Origin of the sequence: Marivirga lumbricoides, from assembly GCF_014636295.1 — a bacterium.
Taxonomy (GTDB): domain Bacteria; phylum Bacteroidota; class Bacteroidia; order Cytophagales; family Cyclobacteriaceae; genus Marivirga; species Marivirga lumbricoides.
On record NZ_BMEC01000004.1, the window covers coordinates 348,445 to 373,080 of the forward strand.

Here is a 24,636-nt window from a genome sequence, read left to right on the forward strand (position 1 = left end):
GAGCCATAATGTGTATTCAAAAAAGGGATATACCACAAGGTATCGTCCTTGGGAGGTGTTATATACTGAAAGTTATATTGATAAAAGAGCAGCACTGAAACGAGAGAAAGCGTTAAAGTCAGCCAGGGGAAGAGTATTTATCTGGCAACTTATATCAGAAAAGTATGCCTAGACTTTGTAGAATAGCTCAGTTGGTTAGAGCGCAGGATTCATATCCGCCATTTTGCGGACGGCAGTTCAAATCTGCTTCTCGCTACTCAAGCACCCTAATTGGGTGCTTTTTTTTTGCCATGTTTACCGTATATGTTCTATATAGCCCAACTTTTAAGAAGATATATATTGGCTATACTTCAGATCTATCCAATCGCCTTGCGAGCCATAATGTGTATTCAAAAAAGGGATATACCACAAGGTATCGTCCTTGGGATGTATTATATACTGAAAGTTATATTGATAAAAGAGCAGCACTGAAACGAGAGAAAGCGTTAAAGTCAGCCAGGGGGAGAGCATTTATCTGGCAAGTTATATCGGAAAAGTATGCCTAGACTTTGTAGAATAGCTCAGGATTCATATCCGTCAGCACCCAAAGGGTAATTTAAATCTGCTCATCGTTTTCATTTATCATTTACTTTTTAAAATCTTTCATTCAACCAGTGTGTAGATATTTGCCTAACATTTTAATCTAGCACCCAGGAATATTAGCTACTTTAAAAATAAATTTGCTTTACTTATGGTGAAAATGACTATAAGTATGTAATTTTATTTTATCAATTGAAAAAACATCTTCTTTCAGTTATTTTTTTGACTCGTTTTAGCAAACGTTTCCACATGAAATAATTAAAAGGAACACAGCTTCTGAAGAAGTTAATAAAGTTTCAATTGAAATTTAAGAGTTAATATAAAACATTAGATTATGTACTCATTAGGCATAGATTTAGGAAGCTCTTCCATTAAGGTTTCCTTACTTGATATAGAAAAGGGAGCTTCGGCAGGAACCGCCACATACCCTGAGCAGGAGTTGATGATTTCTTCTCCATTTAAAAACTGGGCAGAACAAGATCCGGAAATGTGGTGGGATTGCTTTTTAAAAGCATTTGCTCAGTTAATCAAAACATCTGGTATCGATAGTAAACAAATTTCATGTGTGGGAATCTCTTACCAAATGCATGGGTTAGTAACGGTAGATAAAGATTTAAAGCCAGTACGACCAGCTATTATTTGGTGTGATAGTCGCGCTATTTCTATAGGTGATAAGGCTAACAAAGCTTTAGGAGAAACCTTCTGCCAGCAACATTTATTGAATTCACCAGGTAATTTTACGGCTTCTAAGCTTCGCTGGATTAGAGAAAATGAGCCTGAAGTGTATAAAAGCATCTATAAGATTATGCTTCCTGGAGATTTTTTTGCTTTAAAGCTATCCGGAGAGTGTACAACTACTGCATCAGGTCTATCAGAAGGTGTTTTTTGGGATTTTGAATCACATTCAGTGTCTCAGGAATTGCTTGAGTATTATGAAATTGATAAAAACTTACTGTCCTCTGTAAAACCTTCATTTGGTATTCAGTGCGCTGTTTCAAATATTATGGCGGAGGAGCTTGGGCTTACACCTCAAATTCCGGTATCCTACCGGTCTGGTGATCAGCCTAACAATGCGTTTTCCTTAAATGTAACAGAGCCTGGTGAAGTTGCTGCAACGGCAGGTACCTCAGGGGTGATTTATTCAGTTACGGATAAAACGCTGAAAGATTCCAAATCCAGAGTAAATACTTTCCTTCATATTAATAATGATGAACAGGAAAAAAGGTATGGAATACTTTTATGTGTGAATGGAACAGGTATTTTAAATAGCTGGCTTAAAAGGTATATGACCCAAAATAGCTTGAACTATGAAGAAATGAATAAACAAGCTGCTACAGTTCCTGTGGGAGCCGAAGGTGTGCAAATATTCCCTTTTGGCAATGGTGGGGAGCGTGTGCTGGAAAACAAAATTCTGAATGCATCTTTTCATAATTTGGATTTTAACAGGCATACTGACAGCCACTTATTTCGTGCTGCTCAGGAAGGAATAGTTTACGCCCTGAAGTATGGCTTTGAGGTGATTTCAGAAATGGGTGCAGATAGCAAGGTGGTGAAGGCAGGATTGGCAAATATGTTTTTAAGCCCTGTATTCCAGGAAGCATTTGTTAATACAATAGGTGCTGAACTTGAGTTATATGAAACAAATGGAGCCGAGGGAGCTGCCCGAGGGGCTGCTTTAGGAGCTGACATATATAAAAGTAAAAAAGAAACCTTTGAAGGTTTAAAACTTGTAAAGAAGTTATCGCCCGTAAAGGAACTAACAGATCAATATACAATAGCTTACAATAACTGGAAAAATCATTTAGAAATTTTGTTAAATAATTAAATACTAGAAAAATGAATATTATAAAAGGTAAAGAAGAATACTTTAAAGGTATTGACCAAATAAAGTTTGAAGGAAAAGACTCAGACAATCCTTTCGCTTTTAAATATTATGATGCTGACAAAAAAGTGGCTGGCAAAACAATGAAAGAGCATTTCAAATTTGCTTGTGCTTATTGGCATTCATTCGGAAACGGTGGGGGAGATCCCTTTGGAGCGGCAACTAATGTTTTCCCCTGGGAGACTCAGAAAGACGCAGAAAGCAGAGCGAAAGCAAAAATGGATGCTGCTTTTGAATTCTTCACTAAGATGAATTTGCCGTATTTCTGTTTTCATGATTTCGACCTGATTGAAGAAGCCGGTACAATTGCTGAGTCAGAAAAAAGACTTCAAACAATTACTTCATATGCTAAAGAAAAAATGGCTGCTTCAGGTGTTAAATTACTGTGGGGTACTGCCAACTTATTTTCACATCCAAGATATATGAATGGAGCAGCAACTAATCCTGATTTTAGAGTGGTTGCCCACGCTGGTGCTCAGGTTAAAAATGCTTTGGATGCAACAATTGCTCTGGATGGAGAAAATTATGTTTTCTGGGGTGGCCGTGAAGGTTATATGTCTCTTCTTAATACTAATATGAAAAGAGAGTTGGACCATTTGGCTACTTTCCTTCATGCTGCTAAAGATTATGCCAGATCACAGGGCTTTAAAGGTAATTTCTTCATAGAGCCAAAACCTGCTGAGCCTACAAAACATCAGTATGATTTTGATGCTGCAACAGTAACAGGCTTTTTACAGGCTAATGGATTAGATAAAGATTTTAAATTAAACTTAGAGGTTAATCATGCCACTTTAGCAGGTCACACTTTCCAACATGAATTACAGGTAGCTGCCGATGCAGGTTTATTAGGTAGTATAGATGCCAACCGTGGAGACTACCAAAACGGATGGGATACAGATCAATTCCCTAATAACCTACTTGAAGTTGCAGAAGCCATGTTAATTATACTGGAAGCAGGCGGCTTAGCTGGCGGTGGAGTTAATTTTGATGCGAAGTTACGTAGGAACTCTACTGATTTTCAGGATCTTTTCTATGCACATATCGGTGGAATGGACGTTTTTGCACGTTCGTTATTGATTGCAGATAAGGTATTGCAAAGCACAGACTATAAGAAAATCAGAACTGACAGATATGCTACTTTTGACAAAGCAGAAGGCAAGGATTTTGAAAATGGTAAGCTTTCATTGGCAGATCTTAAAAAGTATGCTGAGTCTGTGAAAGAAATTCCGGCAATAAGTGGCAAGCAGGAACTATTAGAGAATATAATTAATAACTGTATTTAATTTTTGATAAGTAAAAACTGAATCGGATTAGGGAAACTATATCCGATTCAGCTTTTTTTTATATCACTTTAAAATTCAAAATTGAAGCCTTTCTCTTTCAGTTTTTCATATACCTCTACATCAAACCGATACAATTTGGGAGAACGATGGGCCAAACCTTCCTGTTTCTCTTTACAATCAACCAAAAGATTCATTTTTCTGATTTTTCTTCTGAAGTTAGGTTTATCAAGCGTCACCCCTAAGATCGATTCATATAACTCCTGAAGTTGGAGTAATGTGAATTTTTCAGGCAGGAGCTGAAAACCAATCGGTTCTCTTTTTACTTTTAGCCTTAAGTCCTCCATAAATTCATGTAAAATGCAATTATGGTCATAAGGCATTTCCGGAACATCCTTTAGAGCAAACCATTTGGCATCTGAAGCAGTAAATCCGGGTATTATTTCGTACTCCTCATATTTAATAAGTGCCGAATAGGCTACAGTAATTACACGTTTGTTCGGAAACCTGTCTACCTCTCCAAATGCTCTTAATTGTTTTAAATAAATATCAGAAAGACCGGTTAGCGCCTTTAAAATTCTTCCTGCTGCAGCATCCAGACTTTCATTATATTTAATCCAGCCACCAGGTAAAGCCCATTTTCCTTTACTAATTCCACTTGCGTGCTTTACCAGAAGTATATTCAGGTTTGAATTAAATCCTGCAACAATACAATCTATTGATAAAGGTTTTATTATCTCATTGGAAAACTCCATTAATCTACTTTTCTTACTTAAGGCTTAAAGATACAAGATACCTCATAATTTATACCCAAAAATGGTTTTTAGAAATTTTATGTAGAAATAAATATGATAAGAAAGAGTGAATGATAGAAAATTAATCGAAAAGCATTATTCAATTTTTTTTCCTCTTTTTCTGATCACTTCACAAGTTCTGATAAGTTTAGCATAATTCTTGTTTAATTTGCAGATGATTTCAATTTTGCAAAGTGAAAGAACATTTTTAGTAGAAGTATAATCAGCTGAATGAAAAAATTAGATAAATTAATTTTAAGATCTTTTATTGGTCCCTTTCTGATCACTTTTTTTGTAGTGGTTTTTATCCTGCTTACCCAATACATGCTGAAGTATTTCGATGACTTTGTAGGCAAGGATTTGGGCTTTAATGTTTTTGCAGAACTTATTTCTTACTTCAGCATTAATATGACTCCTATCGCTTTTCCTTTGGCGGTATTACTTTCTTCATTAATGACCTTTGGTAACCTGGGGGAACATTTTGAACTCACAGCTATTAAAAGTGCTGGCATTTCTCTTATTCGTGCCATGCGGCCTCTTTTTATATTTGTAGTTTTATTAACAGCTGTAGTTTATTATTCCAATAACTTTATAGTACCAAAAGCTAACCTTAATGCTTACAGCCTGTTATATGATATAAAACAAAAGAAACCTTCAATAGATATTAAAGAAGGGGCTTTTTACGGGGGGATACCTGGTTATAGTATAAAAGCTAATAAGAAATATGATGATGACAAATCATTAGGTGATTTGATCATATATAATCATTCCAAAGGAAAAGGAAATAACGAAATCATTTTGGCTGATTCTGCTTTGATGTATACCATTTTAGGTGATAAATACCTTGTAATGGAGCTTTTTGATGGAAGAAGTTATACAGAAGAGGAAAATACTACCACTACAGGCCGACCTCAGAAGGCTGCCACCTTTGTTAGAAACGAATTTCAACACAATAAAGTGGTTTTCAGTTTAGCTTCTTTCGAAATGGAGAGAACAGACAAAGAACTCTTTTCATCTAATCGTCTCATGCTAAATGAGTTGCAACTACGTAATGATGTGGATTCTATGAAAAGAGATATCCTGGAATCAAAAAGGAATTTATACCTCTACACTCCAAGATTTTTTAATCTCCACCTTTCAAATGTAGATGATATTAAGCCTGAATCAGTAAAGGAATGGGAGGCGCTTAAAGCAAAACAGGATACTTTAAATGAAGGGGAAGAAAGAGGGCCGGCACCCGTAGGTTTAAAACCTGAGAAAAATCTGACAATTGATTCTTCCAAATCGTCTGTTAACAGGGTAATTGCTGAAAAAGCTAAGCAGAAAGTAACTGATGAAGGTGATCAGAAAGTTGAAAAGTTGAAAAAAGAAAATACTTCTCTACCAGATAAAAAGCTAAAACCTATAAAAAAGATAACAGAAGTTGCTGAAATTCAGGAATATGATTCTGCTATTATTGCAAAAGCTGATAGTGCATTTGCTGCTATAAATAGGGGAGGTAAAATTAATCTGCTGGATAAGCCAAGGTTTGCTAAAAACAGACTGAAAGGAGAGAACCAGCGTATTGATGCCAGAGATTTTGAGATTAATGTATATTCTATTGAAGCCAATAAAAAACTATCTGATGCTGTGGCCTGCATAGTAATGTTTTTAATAGGAGCGCCATTAGGTGCTATTATCAAGAAGGGTGGATTAGGTTTTCCGGTTCTATTATCTATTCTGTTCTTTATTATATCTTATGTAATAAATACAACAGGTATTAAACTAGGGCGTCAGGGTGATATAAGTAATTTTATGGCAGTATGGTCCTCCAACCTGCTGTTGTTTCCTTTTGGCTTATTTTTTCTGAGACAAGCCAGAAATGACTCCAGATTATTTGAAGTGGATAATTATCTGGTGTTTTTTGAAAAAGTAAAAGCCTTTTTTACCAGGAGCAAAAGTTAAAAAGGGACTTTAATCAGGGTGTCTCTAAAGAATAGAGTAATTTATTATTTGGGTAACAGATTTTATTTTACAAAATAATGTTTCTATATTTGCACCTCTTTTAATAAAGTAAAATTATATAATAAGCTAACTATGTATTTAAGCACAGAGAAGAAACAAGAGCTGTTCAAAAATCATGGTCGGTCAAAAGCAGAAAGCGATACTGGTTCAGCAGAATCACAAATCGCGCTTTTCACTTACCGAATCAATCATTTGACCCAGCACTTGAAAATCAACAAGAAAGATCACTCTTCAAGAAAAGGTCTTTTGAAATTAGTAGGTAAGAGAAGAAGATTATTAGATTTTCTTCAAAACAGGGAAATTGAGAGATACAGATCAATTATCGCTGAACTTAATATTAGAAAATAATTTAAGATTAATTAAAAAGGGAATCTTTCGGTTCCCTTTTTCTATTATTCCCATTCTAAATACCACATCTTTTTTACAGGACGTGTATAGCAAATGCGGCAAACAATTTATTACACACAATAGGACGAGAAAACAGTAAAGAAAACTTATGGCTATACCACAAGCAACAATTAAAAAATTCAACCTTCCTGACGGACGCGAAGTCTCTATTCAAACGGGAAAATTAGCAAAACAAGCAGATGGAGCAGTAGAAGTAAGAATGGGTAATACCATGCTTTTAGCAACTGTTGTTTCTAATAAAGAAGCAAAGGAAGGAGTAGATTTCCTGCCATTGTCAGTTGATTATCAGGAGAAATTTGCTTCTGCAGGTAAAATTCCAGGAGGATTCCTTAAAAGAGAAGGAAAACTTTCTGACCATGAAGTATTGGTCAGCAGACTGGTTGACAGAGCATTAAGACCTCTATTCCCTGATGATTACCACGCTGATACACAAATGTTTATTCAGTTATTCTCTGCGGATGAAGATGCTTTGCCTGATTCTTTGGCGGCATTGGCGGCTTCGGCAGCGATTGCAGTATCAGATATTCCTTTTGCAGGACCTATCTCTGAAGTTAGAGTAGGAAGAATAGACGGTAAAATGATTATTAACCCTACCAAGGATCAGATGAAAATTTCTGATATAGATATGATCATTGCAGCTACTGCTGACAACATCATGATGGTAGAAGGCGAAATGAAAGAAATTTCAGAGGGAGAAATGGTGGAAGCCATCAACTTCGCTCATGAAGCAATAAAAATACAGTGTCAGGCACAAATTGAGTTAGCGCAGGAATTTGGCCTGAAGGAGAAGAGAGAGTACTCTCATGAAGAGGAAGATGACACAGTTTTAGAAAAGGAAATTACAGATAAATACTACGATCAGTTTTACAAAATTGCTTCTAATGGCTTAGCAGATAAGCATGAGAGAGCAAAGCTTTTCAAAGAAGTATCAGATGCCTACTTTGATGCATTACCAGAAGAGCACGAAGTAAATACTGGCTTAGCCAAAAAATATTTTAAAGCAGCGCAGAAAAAGGCAATCAGAAATGCCACGCTTGAAACACGTAAAAGACTTGACGGAAGAGCATTGGATGAAATTCGTCCTATTTGGGGTGAAGTAGATTATTTGCCTTCTGCTCACGGATCTGCTGTTTTTACAAGAGGTGAGACGCAATCATTAACTACAGTAACTTTAGGAACTAAGTTAGATGAGCAAATGATTGACGGAGCCATGCACGCAGGTTTCAATAAGTTCATCTTGCATTATAACTTCCCCGGCTTTTCAACAGGAGAAGCTAAACCTAACAGAGGTCCGGGTAGAAGAGAAGTTGGTCATGGAAATTTAGCTATGAGAGCTATCAAACAGGTGTTACCTACTCCTGAAGAATTACCTTATACTATAAGAGTAGTTTCTGATATTCTTGAATCTAATGGTTCTTCTTCAATGGCTACTGTTTGCGCAGGTATTTTAGCCTTAATGGATGCAGGTATTCCTATTAAAGCACCTGTTTCAGGTATTGCAATGGGCTTAATTTCTGATCCTAAAACAGGAAAGTATGCTATTCTTTCAGATATTTTGGGAGACGAAGATCATATTGGTGACATGGACTTTAAAGTTACTGGTACCGAGAAGGGGATTACTGCTTGCCAAATGGATATAAAAGTAGATGGACTTTCTTCAGAATTAATGATGGAAGCATTGAACCAGGCAAAAGCTGGTAGAGATCACATCAGAAATGAAATGTTGAAAGTTATTTCTGCTCCTAGAGAAGATTATAAACCAACTGCACCAAGAGTTGTTAATATTGAGATAGAAAGAGAGATGATTGGCGCAGTAATTGGTCCTGGAGGAAAAGTGGTTCAGGAAATCCAAAAAACTACTGGTGCTACTGTAGTAATCGAAGAGACTGAAAAAGGTGGTAAAATCAATGTTTTTGCCGTTAATAAAGAATCTTTAGATAAAGCAGTGTCATGGATAAAAGGCATTGTAGCTAAACCTGAAGTGGGTGAAGTTTACGATGGTAAAGTGAAAGCTATTCAGCCATATGGTGCCTTTGTTGAAATTATGCCGGGTAAAGATGGTCTTCTTCATATTTCTGAGATTAAATGGGAAAAAGTAGAATCTCTTGAAGGTGTATTAGAAATAGGTGAAGAAATCAAGGTTAAATTAATTGACATTGATAAAAAAACCGGTAAATTAAGGTTGTCAAGAAAGGTATTATTACCTAAACCTGAAAAAGCTGAATAGGATTTTTAGAAAATAATTCAAAAAATCCCTGATTTTTGATTTAAGCAAAGGAACTATGTAGTTTCTTTGTTGTGTTAATAAGGCATTTTAAAGTTAAACCTAATAATAATTAATGAGACAGCTCAAGATTAGCAAGCAGATTACCAATCGGGAGAGTCAATCTCTTGATAAGTACTTACAGGAAATCGGCAAGGTAGATTTGTTAACACCTGATGAAGAGGTAGATCTAGCCGTTCGTATTAAACAAGGTGACCAGCTTGCACTTGAAAAATTAACAAAAGCCAATCTTCGTTTCGTTGTTTCAGTAGCCAAGCAATACCAGAATCAAGGTTTATCCTTGGGAGACTTGATTAATGAAGGAAACTTAGGACTGATTAAAGCAGCACAACGCTTTGATGAAACAAGAGGTTTTAAATTCATTTCTTATGCAGTATGGTGGATCAGACAGTCCATATTGCAAGCATTGGCCGAGCAATCCAGAATTGTTCGCCTTCCATTGAACAGGGTAGGATCTTTAAATAAGATTTCAAAAACCTTCTCTGCTTTGGAGCAAAAGTTTGAAAGAGAACCATCTCCGGATGAGTTAGCTGAGGTTTTGGAAGTAACTGCTAATGAGGTAGTTGATACAATGAAGATCTCAGGCCGTCACGTATCAATGGATGCACCATTTGTACAAGGTGAAGAAAACAGCTTGTTAGATGTGCTTGAAAATGATGGCGAAGAGTCCCCTGATGATGAATTAATGAATGATTCATTAAGAAGAGAGGTGCAAAGAGCCTTATCTACTTTGACTCAGAGGGAGGCAGATGTAATTACACTTTATTTTGGTTTAAATGGTGAACACTCTATGACCCTTGAGGAAATTGGAGAGAAATTTAACCTGACAAGAGAAAGGGTAAGACAAATTAAAGAAAAAGCGATCCGTAGATTACGTCATACATCACGTAGTAAGGCATTAAAGCCTTATTTAGGATAAGAAAATTTATTTTTCTGAATAAAAAAGGTCTTTTAGAAGACCTTTTTTTATTTTTGCACTATATTTTACATCGCTAAAAATATATTCTCGTAAGATTGAATAGTAAAATTTTATTGAAATGACTGAAGAGAAAGTAAATGTTCTAATTATAGGTTCTGGCCCTGCGGGTTATACTGCAGCAATTTATGCTGCCAGAGCAGGACTAAAGCCAGTTTTATATCAAGGTGGACAGCCTGGTGGGCAGTTAACCATTACCAATGATGTTGAAAATTATCCGGGTTATCCTGATGGGATCAACGGACCACAAATGATGGTTGATTTTCAGAAACAGGCCGAAAGATTTGGAACAGAAATAAGATTTGGATTAGCTACTTCTGTGGATTTTAGCGGCTACCCTCACAAGGTGGTAATAGATGAGAAACATCAAATCACTGCAAATGCAGTAATTATTTCTACAGGTGCTTCTGCTAAATGGCTTGGTTTGGAATCAGAACAACGATTAAACGGTATGGGTGTTTCTGCCTGTGCGGTTTGCGATGGTTTCTTCTACAAGGGTCAGGAAGTGGTTGTAGTAGGAGCAGGTGATACTGCTGCTGAAGAAGCAACTTATTTGTCCAAGCTTTGCAAAAAGGTGACTATTTTAGTAAGAAGAGAAGAAATGCGTGCTTCTCAAATTATGCAGAAGCGTGTATTAAATACTCCAAATATTGAAGTGCTGTGGAATACTGAAACAGAGGAAGTTTTAGGTAAAGACCAGGTAGAAGGAGTGCGGGTATTTAATAATGTAACAGGTGAAAAAACTGATATTTCTGCTACAGGCTTCTTTGTGGCAATTGGCCACAAACCGAACACTGACATTTTCAAAGACTACCTTAATCTAAATGAAGCGGGTTATATTTTAACAGTGCCGGGAAGTGCTAAAACTAATATCGAAGGAGTTTTTGCTTCCGGTGATGCCCAGGATTTCATTTACAGACAAGCAGTTACTGCTGCGGGAACAGGCTGTATGGCTGCATTAGATGCAGAAAGGTTTCTCGCTGAGAAAGAAAGTGAAGAATCTGAAGCCAGTGAAGTGGCTCACCAGGCTAAATAGCATATTAATCTAAAAAAAATGAAAGTATGAATATAGTGTGTTCATACTTTTTTTATTTCAGGCGGATGTAGGTTAATATAATGCCTGCACAAAGCCATAAGTATTCGAATTAAATTATGAAACTAGATATATTGGCCCTCGCGGCCCACCCTGACGATACAGATCTTGCTTGTGCAGGAACTCTTGCTTTACATGTAGCTTTAGGAGATAAGGTAGGTGTAGTGGATTTTACAGAAGGTGAAATGGGAACAAGAGGTACACCGGAAATCAGAAGGGAAGAAGCCCGTAAAAGTGCAGAAATATTAGGACTTTCAGTAAGAGACAATCTTCAATTTGAGGATGGTTTTTTTCAAAATGATAAAAAGCATCAATTGGAGTTGGTAAAGAAAATCAGGCAGTACCGCCCGGATACTTTATTGGCAAACGCAGTAAGTGATCGTCATCCTGATCATGCCAGAGCTTCTGAATTGGCTATGAACGCAATTTTTATTGCAGGGCTCAAAAAAGTAGAGACTTACGGGGATGATGGTAAATTACAGGAGCCCTGGAGACCTCAGGTAGTATTGCATTATATTCAAAGCCTTCCTCTTAAGCCCGATCTGTTGGTAGATGTAAGTGATCATTGGGAGAAAAAGATGAACGCTATAAAAGCTTTTAAATCTCAGTTTTATAACCCTGATAGTGAGGAACCGGATACCTACATATCAAGTCCGGGCTTTATGAAAATGATTGAAGCACGTGCCATGGAATTTGGTCAGATAATAGGAGTGAAGTATGCTGAGGGTTATACAGTAGATAAATATATAGGTGTGAAAAACCTGAAAGGACTACTTTAATTTAGAAGGCTTTAGGGATTTTCTTTCTCATAGGCGCGCAAATGCAATAATTGCTGGTGGGCTGAGTGTTCTAAAGAAAAAGCTGTGAGATCCTTTATATTCGAGAATAGAATAGAGGTAGCTTCAACCAGTAAAATATTCGGGTAGTAGGCATCTCTGAAATAATGTACAAATTTTAAAGCCCTGAATCCATTAAACCATTGAAAAAAGCGCTCTTTGAAGTGCTTTTTGTTTTTTGCCTGAGTTTTTATTCTTTCAATACTCTCTTCAAAATCATTGTCTTTTAAAAACTGTAAAATTTTGAAGTTACAATTTTGAGGAAACTCTTCAGTTTCTACCAAATTTATAAACAATTTAAGTTCTTCAAATATTTTAAAATTGTAAGAATACAATAGGGCTGATTCGTCCTCTTCATAATTTTTCATAGCCCTTCCTGTACCAAAAGGTACTCTGTCTGATTTTCGCGCTGAAGGAATCACTTTGGTGGAAGTGATGTTTCGGTAGTTTCCCAGTGGAATCACCTTATGAAGAAAATAAAAATCCTCACCTGCTTTTCTGGTATTCATACCACCTTGCTTTTGATAAATAGATGATTTTACTGCCATGCTGGAACCTATTGTATGAAATGCATAAGGATATTCAGCATGCTTTAGCGCCTGTACATAGTAGCGAAGATGCAATTCATACAATATAATCGGTTCATTTAGCTTCTCATTTTCATAAAGGGGATGTTCAAAATGAATGGATGCTGCAGTGCAATCTGCATGTGTTAAAAAATAGTTTTCAATAGTTATTAAGTAATTCTTATCACATTCACTATCAGCATCAAAACATACAATTACACCATCTATATTAGCTTTGCTGAAGCGATAAGTTGCTTCATCCATGCCTATTTTTCTGGCTAGTCCCACACCAGCTTGCTTTTTGGCTAAACTAAATGCTTCAATACTACGGATAGTTAGAAAAGGCGACTTTTGAGTTTTTTTAAAACTTTCAATTTCATTAAGTGTTTTGAAGCTGGTTTTTATAACATCTTCGGAATCTTCTTCCGGGAAATTAACCACCAGGATTACTTCCACAGGAAACTGAGGGGCTACACAAGCATCCAGAGATTGCAAGGTTTTTAATAGATTCTCTTCGTTATAAACAGGTATAACTACCGATAGAAATGTGTTTGGAGCCATTGGTTCCCTGATAAAGCGTTCGGGATATGCATACCGCTCAAAATAGGTAGAATGACTCAAGGGGCTAATCTTTCTATAGTCCAATTACCATTTTCTTCTTTAGTATAGCTTAGCCTGTCGTGCAACCTGCTTGATCTTCCCTGCCAGAACTCTATTCGTTCCGGTTTCACCGCATAGCCACCCCAGTGTGGTGGGCGCTCTACTTCTTTTTCTGCAAACTTCAATTCTACTTCAGATAACTTCTTTTCCAAAACCTCTCTCGCCTCAATTTTTTGGCTCTGTGGTGATACCCAGGCACCAATCTGGCTACCTCTGGGTCTGCTTTTAAAGTAGCTATCACTTACTTCTGAAGAAACTTTTGTTGCTTTGCCTTCTATGCGAACCTGCCTTTCCAATTCAGGCCAGAAGAAGTTAAGTGCTACATTGGAATTATGTTCAATTTGCCTTCCTTTATCACTACTGTAATTGGTATAAAAGAGAAAAGCCCCTTCTTCCACACCTTTCAAAAGTACAATCCGGGAATAAACCTTTTCATTGTAAATAGTGGCCAGATTCATTGCGTTGGGTTCCATAATATCAGAGTTAATGGCATGATCGAACCACGTCATAAACTGATCTACCGGGTCTTTTGAGACTTCGTTTACCTCCAGTTTTGCTTTGGTATATTCTTCACGTAAATCAGCGATATTTTTTTTCATTGGGTATAGTTTCTTAAATTACCTTTCATGCTACCAGCGGCAGAGATAATGAAATTCATGCTCGGATTATTTTTTTGCAATTAATTAGATAAATACTGGTCGCTTTCCGGATTTAAAATTATTATTGTTTCATATTGTTTCAAAATAATATAAGTTAATTAAGGGATAAATATTTCTTTATAAGTAATGAAGTTAAGAATTGATCTAAAATCTAAGAGTAGTAAAGAGTGGATTGATACAGTAATGTCAGATTTTGATGCATTTTTGCAAGACCATGCCAACTGTGAAAGAAAGGCTTCCAGCATGGCGATGAGTTTTGTAGCTAAGTTTCCTGATAGATTGGAAATTATTCCGGAACTGATAGAAACTGCAGTTGAAGAACTGGAACATTTTAGAGATGTTTACCAGTTAATGGAAGAGAAAGGTATTCAATTACCTCATCAAATAGGTAAGGATGAGTATGTTAGCCAATTAGTGGAAATTTGCCGAAATGGTAAAGAAGATCGCTTTTTAGATAGACTTTTACTGGCATCCATCGTAGAAACAAGAGGGGCCGAAAGGTTTAAAATGGTTTACGAAGCCTTACCTGAGGGAGAAATTAAGAAATTTTATCACCGTTTATGGGCTTCAGAAGCCAGGCATGGGGAAATTTTTATAGATATGGCTTTAAATTATTTTGATAAAGAAACAGTTTATACCCGACTTGATGAAATGAGTTCGGTAGAAGCCGAAATTTTAGCTAAATTACCTTTAAAACCAGCACTTCATTGAATGGAGTTTTTCGAATATAAAAATATTGATCACCCAATGAAAGGGGACCTGTTACTCTCAGAGCCTCTGCTTCCTGATCATAATTTTGACAGGACTGTGATACTATTGTGTGAACATAACGAAGAAGGTTCCTTTGGTTTTGTACTGAATAAGTTGTCTATTTTGAAGGTGGATGAGGTGCTTGAGGAGATTAATTCTTTTGATACAAATTTATATGTGGGAGGTCCTGTGCAGCAGAACACGCTTCATTTTATACATAATATTCCTGTTTTAAGGGAGAGTGGTCAGCAGATTGCGAATAATTTATACTGGGGTGGAGATTTTGATCAGTTGCTGTGGCTGGTACAGCATGGGGAAATTGATAAGGATAAAATCAGGTTTTTTGTAGGGTATAGTGGTTGGTCTGAGGAACAGCTTCAGCAGGAAATAGACCAAAATACGTGGATAGTAGCGCGTGGCGTGCATCCATCCTATATATTTAATACGGCACCTGAAAAACTTTGGAAAAATATTTTAGAGAAAATGGGGGGCAGATTTAAGGTGTATGCTAACTATCCTTCCGACCCTAAACTGAATTGATTAAAAGAATTGACATTTTTTAATTAATATTGTATCAATCGATAAAAGTATACAAGAATTATGATGGACGAAAAAGGTACTTCTGAAAATCCGGAAAAGAAAGACAATCAAATGGAAGAACAGAAGGTTAATGCAGAACAGTTAAATGATGAGCAAAAAAGCGAATCTGTAGAAAATCAAGAGAATATCTCTGAGGCAGAGGAAGAGGCACGCGCCTTTACTCAAAAAGTGGATGATTCTGAGGAGAAATCAGAATCTGATGCGAGTGAACCTATAAAATCTTCTGAGATGGAGGCTTCCGCTACAGACTTTGAAAATGAATCTGCTGAAAAGGATGAACCAAAGGCAGAGAATGGTGAGTTCACAAGAAAATCTCCTGCTGAAGACAATGATTTAACCCATGCGGAGGAAGAGGCCCGAGCATTAACTGCTAAGGCCGAGGCTGAAGATGAAAAACAAAATATGTCCATCGGTTCTTCAGAAATGGAAGCTGCTGCTTCGGATGTAAATGATAGTGAATCGAGTGATGATGATTCAGAAGAAGATGAGGATCATGAAGAAGAATTGCCTGATTACTCTAATTACTCAAAGGCCCAGCTAGTTGAAGCCATAAAAGAAATTTCTCATTCTGATAATTTCAGAAGAGCAGATAAAATATTAAGCGAAATCAAACCTCTTTTTGATGAAATTTATGAAGAGGAGAGGAAAACAGCATTAGATAAGTTTTTGGCAGAAGGAGGCGAAGAAGCTGATTTTGCCATGAAGAACGATGAACTTACTGATCGTTTTGAAGCTAATTTGCAGCTTTATAAAGACAGAAAGAGAAAGCATTTTAAAGAGCAGGAGAAGCAGAAGGATGATAACCTGAAGAAAAAGCAGGAGATATTAGATAGATTACGTGAGTTGGTAGATGGTGAGGAAACCATTACTGGTTTAAATGTAATTAAAGAATTACAGAAGGAGTGGAAAGCAGTAGGGCAGGTGCCGGGAAGCCAGGCTAAAACTCTATGGGCCAATTATAATGCTCTTCTTGACCGTTACTATGACCAAAGAAGCATTCTTTACGAGCTGAAAGAACTTGACAGAAGAAAGAATCTTGAAGCGAAGAAAGAGCTATGCGTAAAAGCTGAAGCATTGGCTGAGTCAAATGATGTGCCTTTTGCTATCAAAACTTTAAATGATCTTCATGAAGAGTATAAACATATTGGGCCAGTGCCTAAGGAAGATCAGGAGCCGCTTTGGCAAAGGTTTAAGGCTGCCTCTGATGCGGTTTATGACAAGCGTAAGGACTACCTGAAGGATCTCAAAGTTATTCAGGATGGCAATCTGGTAAAGAAGCAGGAGATCATCAACAAAATTCAGTCCTTTTTAGCATTTAATTCCGACCGTATTAAAGAATGGAATACAAAAACTAAAGAAGTGCTGGCTATTCAAAAGGAATGGGAAGCTACAGGCCAGGTGCCTAAAGAAAATGCGAAAGAGATCAATAAAAGTTTCTGGAGCAACTTTAAACAATTTTTTGCCAATAAACATGAGTTCTTCAAGAGGCTGGATGCCATGCGAGAAGAAAACATGAAGAAAAAGCAGGAGTTAGTGCAGCAGGCCGAAGCTTTAAAAGAAAGTACCGAATGGGGTAAAACTGCAGAGAAACTAAAGCAGTTACAAAATCAGTGGAAGGAGATTGGTCCGGTTCCTGAAAAATATAGGGAAAGTATTTATAAACAGTTTAAAAGTGCTTGCGATGCCTTCTTTGAACAAAAAAGAGCTGGAAACCAGGAGTCTGAAAAAGAATTTAAGGAAAACCTTAAAGCTAAAGAAGATATTATATCCCAGATTAAGCAATTAAATCCGGGAGATATTGAGCAGTTGGAAGCTTATGAGCAAGCTTATAGCAAATTAGGTTTTGTACCTCGTAACTCTATTCAAAAAGTAAAAGAGCATTTTTCAGAAGCTATTGCTGAGTTCATTGAGAAATCAGAAGATGTTTTAAACGATGAGCAGCTCGCTAAAGTAAAACTGATGGCTCAGCTCACTAAAATTATGGCTGGCCCTAATTCGGACAGAAAGCTGAACCAAAAGGAAAATGTATTGAGAAAAAAGATTGGTGACTTGCAAAATGATATTATTACATGGAAAAATAATTTAGAATTTTTTGCGTCTTCAAAAACTGCTGACAAATTAAAGAAAGAATTTGATCAGAAAATTGCGGAGGCTGAAAAAGAAATCTCCCTGTTAAAGAAGCAGTTACGAATTGTGCGTTCGGTAGACTAAAAAATATTTTATTTTTTTTTGTTTTTGGGTTTGTAATAAACAAAACAGCCTTTATATTTGCACCCGCAATGAGGGAAACAAAAGGCTTCCCAAAACAAAAAAGACTAAAGAAAATCAGATATATATTTTCTTCATTTCAATAAATGATGAAGAAAATAAAAAGGAAATAAGCCTCCTTAGCTCAGCTGGTAGAGCAACTGACTTGTAATCAGTAGGTCATTGGTTCGATCCCGATAGGAGGCTCTTTTAAACCCTTGTAAATCAATGATTTGCAAGGGTTTTTTTATGGCATATCCCAGTCTTGCCTATTTTCTCAGATTACACTCGTTTATCTTTTTTAGAGAAAAATTGACTGCCGTGGTTGAAATTAAGAAGTCATAATCAATCAAACCCTTCACTGAAAAATTCTTCAGGGCTGACTTTTAAGGCTCGAATGACCCGCATGAGGCTGCTAAAGCGTAAATCTTCCCCTTGTTCATATCTCCAGTATTGTGATCTTGAAATCCCATTTTCTATGGCAAAGGTTTCATAATTCACATGTCCCTTCTCCAGCCTGAGTTGTTTTATTCTCTTGGCCAACTTATCTATATCTATATTTTTTACCTGCTCTTCTTTTTTATCCATCCGGTAAAAAAATGAATATTTTTGCTTAAAAGTTACTCTTAAATAGGTACATCTATTTAGGTGTATTAAACGTGTTTCCTTATCTTAGATGTTAACACGTCAACAACTGAACTATGGAATTAAAGGAAGAAAAAAAATTAAAAACCCTCATAGCTAGGGTCACACATGATATTTTGAGTCCCATTCACACCATTAAGGGAATTGCTCAACTGACTAAGGAAGAATCGGACCTATCGAGAAAGAATGAGTATGCCAGTATACTTTTACAAACTTCGACAGATTTAACCACCCGAGTGGAGGAGCTTATCAGGGAATATTTTGAACCTGACCACTCTGTAACCGACATTGACTTAATAGAAACCTCTCAAAATGTTTTAAATCAACTTAACCCTCCAGGTGATGTTACAATTGAAGTTTACAGTCATGGTCTAAACTCTTACCAAGGTCATTACAATAAACTTTTTTCAATTCTTCAGAATCTGGTCGACAATGCGATAAAATATAGAGATGCTGAAAAAAAGAAATGCTTCGTGCATGTGCAGTTTGACCAGACAGATGATGGATTAGTAATCACGGTTTCAGACAATGGTTTAGGTATTCCTACTGAATTACAACAGAAAATTTTCAAAGAGCGATTCAGAGTTAACCATAGCATTCAAGGGCATGGGTTAGGTCTGTATATAGTCAAAAGCTTGGTAGACGAGCTGGATGGGAAGATCGAGATTGAGAGTACCACTAGCGGCACCACTTTTTATATTAAGCTTCCGAAAATAAATGTTTAAATTCTTACATCACTTGGATTTTCAACTGTGTCGCTCAAAAATATTAAGATTTATATCTTATCTTAATCCAAATTGGTATAAAACTAAAATTATGTATGAGCAACTTCAGGTCTATCTTAACAGTTTTGTAAAATTAGACGAAGAGGCTGCTCTTGAAATTGAAAGAAAATTTGTCAAGAGAAATTTTCGTAAAGGTAGTTTTCTGGCTATAGAAGGGGAAGTGACAAAAGAGGCGTATTTCCTGATCAAGGGTTGCTGTCGTTTTTATCATGTGAAGAATGAAAAGGCAGTGACTCACTGGTTTTCTTTTGAGAACACTTTCGTAACCTCCTTGCGTAGCTTTACAACTCAAACTCCATCTGTTGAATACATTCAGGCTATTGAAAACTGCATCGTTTTGAGTTTGAAGTATGATGAGCTTAATAGTCTATACGCAAAATATCAACAATGGGAGCGCTTGGGAAGATTAATAATGGAAGATTTTAGTCGTCAGATGCTCGATAAACTAACAGCTCTCCAGACGCTTACAGCCAAGCAACGTTACATCATGCTCCTTCAAAGTGAGCCAAGGATCATCCAAAGAATTCCTCTCAACCATGTCTCTTCCTATCTTGGTATTTCTGGTGAAACGCTTAGTAGGGTTCGTTCAGAAATAAGAATCCTTTGATTTTTTTGACATTTGTCAAAAAATCACTGGTCACCAATACTATCCGCAACAGTATTATAAATAAACCATTAAATTATTGCCTTCTAAGTCACCAAAAGCTCTTTCTATCATGTGATTCAACTTAACCCCTGTGGTCTATGGAAAATATCGCGATTTTTTACCGGATACTTAATGATGACCTTTCCCCTCTAATTCACCAATCGACTACAGAACAATATCTCAACTATTTGAAAGAGCGATATCCGGAAGCCAGATATCAACTTAAAATGAAATTGGGCAAATCAATCAAAGATTATGTAGTTCATGAACGAAAGGAATTCCGGTTCAGCAATATCCAACCATCATCATCAATTAATAACCGCCATGTTGCAGATCATCCAGATGTCCTGGCTTTTCTCTCAGAAGAGCTAAAAATAGATCCTGGCAGGGTGATAGATCATGTGATAGTTGCAGAAGGCCCTTATCTAATATTGGAATTATTGGTAAAAGATGATTATCAGGAATTATCTGCCCAGACTGTAAAGTTCTACTACTATCAGGAAACCCTTGATGATGCATACACAATAATTACAAGGAAACTGAACGAAAAAGTCTTCAAACTGAATGATGAGGGGCAAATCCGTCTTCATATCAGAAGATACCAATTTTTGATCATAGGATATATGAAGACTATCCTCAATGACTATATCCCAAAAGAAGAATGGAAATCACTATTTCAAATTTCTGATGATCATACCACCACTGATATTTTCAAGCTTACTTATCAAACCCTTGAAGATATATTGGTTTACCTTGAAAAATCCTTTGGCCATTATCTGGATACCGATCTACCCGTTCCCTATCAAAGTAGGTTAGTGTTGGCCATAAAACATGCTGAAAAGCTTGGCGAAATACTTGATCATCTGGAAAGGGCCGGTTTGGATCATCAGTTGCACGAAATTGTTACCATTCCTTTTGATCAGTTGGGTATTTTAGAACCATTGACTTTTACCTATCACAGCCACACCTATCATGAGAATTATCTACTGGCTTTTTACCGGTATGCGCAAGAGGAAGAAGCACTCGATGCTAAAAAGGTTTTTCTGATCCTCTGGAGGATGAACTTCAATATATTGAAATTCTTTAATTATCTGACTTACCAGATTCATAAAGAATTAAAAGAAAACCAAACAATGGAAGAAAAACTGGAACTGCTGTATTACTACCAGAAGCTCTGCAACCAGCTACCTGTAAAAACCCACCTCAGCTATAACCCTAACTTACTTCCTCTAAAAGACCAAATGTCGATTTGGCTGCAGGAGGAAATCAATTTCCAGAAAAGAAAGCTAAAGTATGCTACTACACTTTCTGGTCTTCAATCCACCGATGACAAAACACTGTTAAAGATGTCGGTGCCACAGCTTTCATTATTTGTCAGAGCATTTTTTGAAACCGGTCTGGTGGATGGTACCCGTCAGGAATTGTTGGATTTTGTTTGCAGACATTACCGAACTGATCAACAGGAAAATATATCGGTCGGTAGTTTGAAAGGGAAATACTATAAGATTGATACCGGGACCAAACGTTCTGTTGGTAGGATGATGAAAAAGATGCTGGCCCATATTGAAGGGGCAGGAAAGAACTACTAAAAATTATCCCTTTCCCTCAGAAGCTCAATGCACCCATGATCGTCCAGCAGGCTGAGCAAGCTCTGTAAACATCTATACCCAAACCCTTTCGTTTTCAAAAGATCCGGGGCACTAAATTCCAGCATCTCCTTGAGGTTTTTAAACTCCATCTGCCGCATAAAAGCGGACAATTCCTCTATAATTGGTAGCTCATCTACCGGAATATACAAAATTAGGGGGTCCCCAGGGGGTAACTTTTTCATGATACAAATCGGTCTTTATAGCCGTCAAACGAATATAGCACCTCATTTGTGAAGTATCAACTAAAAAACTTTGTATTAATCCATTGCAATAACGCCCTGATTAACAGATTCTTTACCTGCCCTTCATGGGTAACTCAGACCGGTGAAGGACTGTTTTCGCATTAAAATAACCCGTCTCTTTACAGTCAGAAAAGCAATTGATGGCTGTAAGAAATCACATAGGTCAAAATCACCAAGATGTTCAACTCACCTTGCGATGGGTGTTAGCTGATAATCTGATCAAATGCTTACCAAAGCAGGTAGATCAGTCAAAGCTCTTTGGTTTTGTCCAGGGTGGCCATCAATACTTTTCAAGGAGAGAGCTACTCTCTGTAATTGAGAAACATTTAACTGAAAAGTGATGGAAATAATCGTATTTGAAAAAGAGGCTTATCAACAAATGCATAAAGACCTGATAAGCATGGTCAAACAAGCCATTAGGGAAGCAAGAGAAGAAGCCCTGGCCAATGCCGATCCAGCTAATGACTGGCTTTCCACCGAGGAAGCCAAAAAGCTGTTGGGCATCCGCAGCAAAACCAAGCTACAGGAACTCAGGGACATTGAAGCAATACGCTTTACCAAACATGGCCGGATCATACGCTATTCCAAGAAAAGCATCCTGGAATACCTGGACCGTAATGTACCCAGCTATTGATATGTAAACATCCTGTAAACAATGTAAACATGGCTTCATTACAAGAACAGATTGATTTTATGCAGAAGGAACATGACCGCTGTAAACTGGTTTACGACTTTCTGCTAAAAGAATTTGGTGAGAAGAACATCTCAATTCTGGACGAAGAAGTTTCAGAGAAGATCCATTTCGCCCAGGCTATTATTTTTTCTTTAAAAGAACTCCAAACTTTTAAAATGTCAGCGCATGGAAAAGCAAAATGATAAAAAGGTACATTTCAGTTTTGGAGAGGTTTTCCAGAATACCAAGTCATTCATTGACAAGTATAACAACCGGCAAACCCAACTCACCCAAAAACTCAATGCCAACCATCGGGCTACAGCCGAGCTGATAATCCGGCTCTATCTTAAGCAGCTTAACAAGGCGGCTCAGATAGGTGATCTTAATACCAACAGTCTTCCCGGCTTTAGCACCTTCAACGAGAGCTTGGCCAAATGTAAAGGCTGTACAAAGCGCACGATTATCAATCATAAAGAACGCCTTAAACAATCAGGTTTCATTACCCAGGACGAACATAGAGGTAAGGGAGGCGTTGAAATCTGGCTCAATCGGGAAGTTTTGGGCACGGCAAAGTTATCCACCAACTATGGGGATAATGTGCTGAAAATCGGGGATGCAACCTCTATTTTTTATGAAAAAGCGAAAAATTTTCACCCTTTAGTTCATGAACATCAAGAACAATTGAATAATAATAGCAGTGTGAATAAAAGCGGGGTTCCCTACGGTCACGAGAGTGGCAAAGCCACAAGAACAAAACATGAACAAGACAAGAACACGGAGGAAAATGCTAACCCTGCCTCAAAAAGGCAAGAAAAAGCTCCTGAAAGGCATTGTAAAGCCGAAAAACAGGAACAAAAGCCTGGGGCGGGGCGCATTTTCTTACTTTCACTCATCCGGCAGTTTTGGGATTATGCCCGAAAAGTGCTTTATCCGGATTTAGTGCTTTCAGAGCCGGAAGACCGGGAAATACTCAACCTGATCTGGGAGTCGGTTTACGGCAAGCTTCAATCGAATGCAACTGAAAAAGACTGGCTCAAGTACCAGGATACAGCTTTTAACCGGGTCAATATGGTTGCTCGTTGGCTGGCCAGAAGCCCTGGCCACTGGATACCCAAACCGCACATTTACTTTCATCCCAACAATGAGCGGAACGGCTTCAAAAAAACATGGCAGTGGTATGTAAAACAGGAAACCCTCAAAATTGAAATCAGGAACCAGCTGCTGCTTCAGCAGGTCAAAGCCGAATGGCAGCAACATGAACAGAATAAAGGCCGTTTTCGTAAAAAGACCCGTTTACAGCTCTTCCGGATTCAACAGAAACGACTAGCAGGATACCGGGATGAATCCCTGAATCAAGCCTATCAGCAATGTTTACAACGCAGTTTACATCTGCAAAACCTGAAACGTAAACAACAAGCCTATGCTCAGTGAACAAATGCAACGGGAGGCTTTATCTAAATGCATCGTCTGGTTCTATGATGGTAACGTCCGCACCTTTTATTCCCTGGACAAAACGCATAAACGGGCAAAACCCAATCAGGCCCTGGGCATCCGAAGACTGGAAAAAATGCTGATGGAAACCTTCAAAGGACAATGGGAGACTGCCATCGTTTATGAAAATGAACCTAGAGGCAATGAGCTGGCAAGGTTTAAAAGAGGTGCAAGAGTTTAGTCAAAGATGGCATGACTGGACCGACTGTTGATGTGGTGTGAGAAACCTTGAAAATAATGGAAGAAAACAGAAAAACAGATGTATTTGAGCAATTTGAGGCTTTTCTCTATTCGCGCAAATTCATTTTCATAGTAGTAATTGCCGGAACTATCCCTATGATCATGCACTCGCACCAGTTGTTTTATAATGTTTCGCCCTTTGAAGGCAACCGGCTCTGGAAGAACTTTTATGCTTTATTTTATGCCATCAGCTTTGACTTGACCATCCTGGTTTTTACAATCCACGTGATCAAACGAAAGCCTGGCCTATATGCCATTTTCGTATTTATCATGAACTTGCTGTACTACAATCCATTCTCTTTTATTGAACCCTCTCTAATTGTAGCTTTCACGAAAGTATTTCTAGCTGGGGTGCTGGCGTTTACAGGCTATAGCTATGCTGAACTGTTTGTGGATAAAATCGCTGAAAACAAGCGCTCGGTAAGAAAAAAGTCCGTTTACAATTCTGTAAACAATGGTGTAAACGACCAAAGTAAACAAGATTTCCTATGTAAAGAATGCGGAAAGGGCTTTCATTCTGTAAAAGCATTGAATAGGCATATGAAGGTGCATTAAATTCATTTTTTTTCGAAATTCACTTTATTTAAGCATTTTCTTAAACCTTTATTTTCTTATCTTCGTTATTTAAGTAGTTGCTTAAATAATAA

27 protein-coding genes and 1 tRNA gene are annotated in these 24,636 nt (G+C 37.4%); 23 read left to right on the top strand and 5 right to left on the bottom strand.

What is annotated here, in order from left to right:
- Positions 1-55 precede the first annotated feature (55 nt).
- The 4 genes from IEV85_RS25140 to xylA all read left to right on the top strand — a co-directional run bounded on the left by IEV85_RS25140 (position 56) and on the right by xylA (position 3,744).
- Positions 56-172 carry a hypothetical protein gene (locus IEV85_RS25140; protein WP_347295351.1) on the top strand — a complete coding sequence of 39 codons (117 nt, stop codon included), beginning with the start codon at positions 56-58 and terminating at the stop codon, positions 170-172.
- Positions 165-545, top strand: coding sequence for a GIY-YIG nuclease family protein (locus IEV85_RS08365; protein WP_229712537.1), 381 nt, complete (start codon positions 165-167; stop codon positions 543-545). The genes IEV85_RS25140 and IEV85_RS08365 overlap by 8 nt, the downstream gene beginning before the upstream one ends.
- 368 nt (positions 546-913) lie before the next feature.
- The gene (locus IEV85_RS08370) at positions 914-2,404 is read left to right on the top strand and encodes a xylulokinase (RefSeq protein WP_188462186.1); all 1,491 of its coding nucleotides are present in this window, start codon (positions 914-916) and stop codon (positions 2,402-2,404) included.
- Between the two features lie 11 nt (positions 2,405-2,415).
- A complete protein-coding gene (gene xylA, locus IEV85_RS08375; protein WP_188462188.1) occupies positions 2,416-3,744 on the top strand; it encodes a xylose isomerase in 1,329 nt (442 codons plus the stop codon).
- A gap of 68 nt (positions 3,745-3,812) precedes the next feature.
- On the opposite strand, the gene IEV85_RS08380 is transcribed toward xylA, so the two are convergent.
- Positions 3,813-4,496, bottom strand: coding sequence for an NUDIX hydrolase (locus tag IEV85_RS08380; RefSeq protein ID WP_188462190.1), 684 nt, complete (start codon positions 4,494-4,496; stop codon positions 3,813-3,815).
- Between the two features lie 270 nt (positions 4,497-4,766).
- Here IEV85_RS08380 and IEV85_RS08385 point away from each other — a divergent pair, with 270 nt between their 5' ends.
- The 6 genes from IEV85_RS08385 (at position 4,767) to bshB1 (ending at position 12,079) form a co-directional block, all read left to right on the top strand.
- Positions 4,767-6,479: an LptF/LptG family permease gene (locus tag IEV85_RS08385; protein ID WP_188462192.1), complete on the top strand. Its 1,713-nt coding sequence runs from the start codon at positions 4,767-4,769 to the stop codon at positions 6,477-6,479.
- A gap of 132 nt (positions 6,480-6,611) precedes the next feature.
- Positions 6,612-6,887, top strand: coding sequence for a 30S ribosomal protein S15 (gene rpsO, locus IEV85_RS08390; RefSeq protein WP_188462194.1), 276 nt, complete (start codon positions 6,612-6,614; stop codon positions 6,885-6,887).
- Between the two features lie 148 nt (positions 6,888-7,035).
- Positions 7,036-9,174, top strand: a complete 2,139-nt coding sequence (gene pnp, locus IEV85_RS08395; RefSeq protein ID WP_188462196.1) for a polyribonucleotide nucleotidyltransferase — start codon at positions 7,036-7,038, stop codon at positions 9,172-9,174.
- Between the two features lie 112 nt (positions 9,175-9,286).
- Positions 9,287-10,150, top strand: a complete 864-nt coding sequence (locus tag IEV85_RS08400) for a sigma-70 family RNA polymerase sigma factor (protein ID WP_188462198.1) — start codon at positions 9,287-9,289, stop codon at positions 10,148-10,150.
- 118 nt (positions 10,151-10,268) lie between these two features.
- Positions 10,269-11,243 carry a thioredoxin-disulfide reductase gene (gene trxB / locus IEV85_RS08405; protein ID WP_188462200.1) on the top strand — a complete coding sequence of 325 codons (975 nt, stop codon included), beginning with the start codon at positions 10,269-10,271 and terminating at the stop codon, positions 11,241-11,243.
- A 116-nt stretch (positions 11,244-11,359) separates the two neighbouring features.
- On the top strand, positions 11,360-12,079 hold the full coding sequence (gene bshB1 / locus IEV85_RS08410; RefSeq protein ID WP_188462202.1) for a bacillithiol biosynthesis deacetylase BshB1: 720 nt from the start codon (positions 11,360-11,362) through the stop codon (positions 12,077-12,079).
- A gap of 11 nt (positions 12,080-12,090) precedes the next feature.
- Here the strand turns inward: bshB1 and IEV85_RS08415 are convergent, their stop codons facing one another.
- The gene (locus IEV85_RS08415; RefSeq protein WP_188462204.1) at positions 12,091-13,347 is read right to left on the bottom strand and encodes a glycosyltransferase; all 1,257 of its coding nucleotides are present in this window, start codon (positions 13,345-13,347) and stop codon (positions 12,091-12,093) included.
- Positions 13,320-13,961, bottom strand: coding sequence for a pyridoxamine 5'-phosphate oxidase (pdxH, locus tag IEV85_RS08420; RefSeq protein WP_188462207.1), 642 nt, complete (start codon positions 13,959-13,961; stop codon positions 13,320-13,322). The genes IEV85_RS08415 and pdxH overlap by 28 nt, the downstream gene beginning before the upstream one ends.
- A gap of 186 nt (positions 13,962-14,147) precedes the next feature.
- Between pdxH and IEV85_RS08425 the strand changes: the two genes are divergently transcribed.
- The 4 genes from IEV85_RS08425 to IEV85_RS08440 all read left to right on the top strand — a co-directional run bounded on the left by IEV85_RS08425 (position 14,148) and on the right by IEV85_RS08440 (position 17,825).
- Positions 14,148-14,732 carry a MiaE family protein gene (locus IEV85_RS08425; protein ID WP_188462208.1) on the top strand — a complete coding sequence of 195 codons (585 nt, stop codon included), beginning with the start codon at positions 14,148-14,150 and terminating at the stop codon, positions 14,730-14,732.
- Entirely contained in the window at positions 14,733-15,311 is a 579-nt protein-coding gene (locus IEV85_RS08430; RefSeq protein WP_188462211.1) for a YqgE/AlgH family protein, read from the top strand.
- Positions 15,312-15,371: 60 nt separating this feature from the next.
- The gene (locus IEV85_RS08435) at positions 15,372-17,582 is read left to right on the top strand and encodes a DUF349 domain-containing protein (RefSeq protein WP_229712538.1); all 2,211 of its coding nucleotides are present in this window, start codon (positions 15,372-15,374) and stop codon (positions 17,580-17,582) included.
- A gap of 170 nt (positions 17,583-17,752) precedes the next feature.
- Positions 17,753-17,825: transfer RNA gene (locus IEV85_RS08440), tRNA-Thr, on the top strand.
- 138 nt (positions 17,826-17,963) lie between these two features.
- Here the strand turns inward: IEV85_RS08440 and IEV85_RS08445 are convergent.
- Entirely contained in the window at positions 17,964-18,206 is a 243-nt protein-coding gene (locus IEV85_RS08445; protein WP_188462213.1) for a helix-turn-helix domain-containing protein, read from the bottom strand.
- A 113-nt stretch (positions 18,207-18,319) separates the two neighbouring features.
- On the opposite strand from IEV85_RS08445, the gene IEV85_RS08450 reads away from it, so the two are divergent.
- The 3 genes from IEV85_RS08450 (at position 18,320) to IEV85_RS08460 (ending at position 21,283) form a co-directional block, all read left to right on the top strand.
- Entirely contained in the window at positions 18,320-18,988 is a 669-nt protein-coding gene (locus IEV85_RS08450) for a sensor histidine kinase (RefSeq protein WP_188462215.1), read from the top strand.
- A gap of 91 nt (positions 18,989-19,079) precedes the next feature.
- Positions 19,080-19,655 carry a cyclic nucleotide-binding domain-containing protein gene (locus IEV85_RS08455; RefSeq protein WP_188462217.1) on the top strand — a complete coding sequence of 192 codons (576 nt, stop codon included), beginning with the start codon at positions 19,080-19,082 and terminating at the stop codon, positions 19,653-19,655.
- Between the two features lie 137 nt (positions 19,656-19,792).
- The gene (locus tag IEV85_RS08460) at positions 19,793-21,283 is read left to right on the top strand and encodes a hypothetical protein (RefSeq protein ID WP_188462219.1); all 1,491 of its coding nucleotides are present in this window, start codon (positions 19,793-19,795) and stop codon (positions 21,281-21,283) included.
- Here IEV85_RS08460 and IEV85_RS08465 read toward each other — a convergent pair.
- A complete protein-coding gene (locus IEV85_RS08465; RefSeq protein WP_188462221.1) occupies positions 21,280-21,525 on the bottom strand; it encodes a hypothetical protein in 246 nt (81 codons plus the stop codon). The genes IEV85_RS08460 and IEV85_RS08465 overlap by 4 nt on opposite strands.
- 200 nt (positions 21,526-21,725) lie before the next feature.
- Between IEV85_RS08465 and IEV85_RS08470 the strand changes: the two genes are divergently transcribed.
- The 6 genes from IEV85_RS08470 to IEV85_RS08495 are packed head-to-tail and all read left to right on the top strand — an operon-like array spanning position 21,726 to position 24,544.
- Positions 21,726-21,926 carry a hypothetical protein gene (locus IEV85_RS08470; protein WP_188462223.1) on the top strand — a complete coding sequence of 67 codons (201 nt, stop codon included), beginning with the start codon at positions 21,726-21,728 and terminating at the stop codon, positions 21,924-21,926.
- Complete coding sequence (locus IEV85_RS08475) at positions 21,926-22,219, top strand: helix-turn-helix domain-containing protein (RefSeq protein ID WP_188462225.1); 294 nt, start codon at positions 21,926-21,928, stop codon at positions 22,217-22,219. The genes IEV85_RS08470 and IEV85_RS08475 overlap by 1 nt, the downstream gene beginning before the upstream one ends.
- Before the next feature lie 29 nt (positions 22,220-22,248).
- On the top strand, positions 22,249-22,461 hold the full coding sequence (locus IEV85_RS08480; protein ID WP_188462227.1) for a hypothetical protein: 213 nt from the start codon (positions 22,249-22,251) through the stop codon (positions 22,459-22,461).
- A complete protein-coding gene (locus tag IEV85_RS08485) occupies positions 22,445-23,689 on the top strand; it encodes a hypothetical protein (protein WP_188462229.1) in 1,245 nt (414 codons plus the stop codon). Before IEV85_RS08480 ends, IEV85_RS08485 begins: the two co-directional genes overlap by 17 nt.
- A 4-nt stretch (positions 23,690-23,693) precedes the next feature.
- On the top strand, positions 23,694-23,930 hold the full coding sequence (locus IEV85_RS08490; RefSeq protein WP_229712539.1) for a hypothetical protein: 237 nt from the start codon (positions 23,694-23,696) through the stop codon (positions 23,928-23,930).
- Between the two features lie 56 nt (positions 23,931-23,986).
- Complete coding sequence (locus IEV85_RS08495; protein WP_188462233.1) at positions 23,987-24,544, top strand: C2H2-type zinc finger protein; 558 nt, start codon at positions 23,987-23,989, stop codon at positions 24,542-24,544.
- The last annotated feature ends 92 nt before the right edge of the window (positions 24,545-24,636 follow it).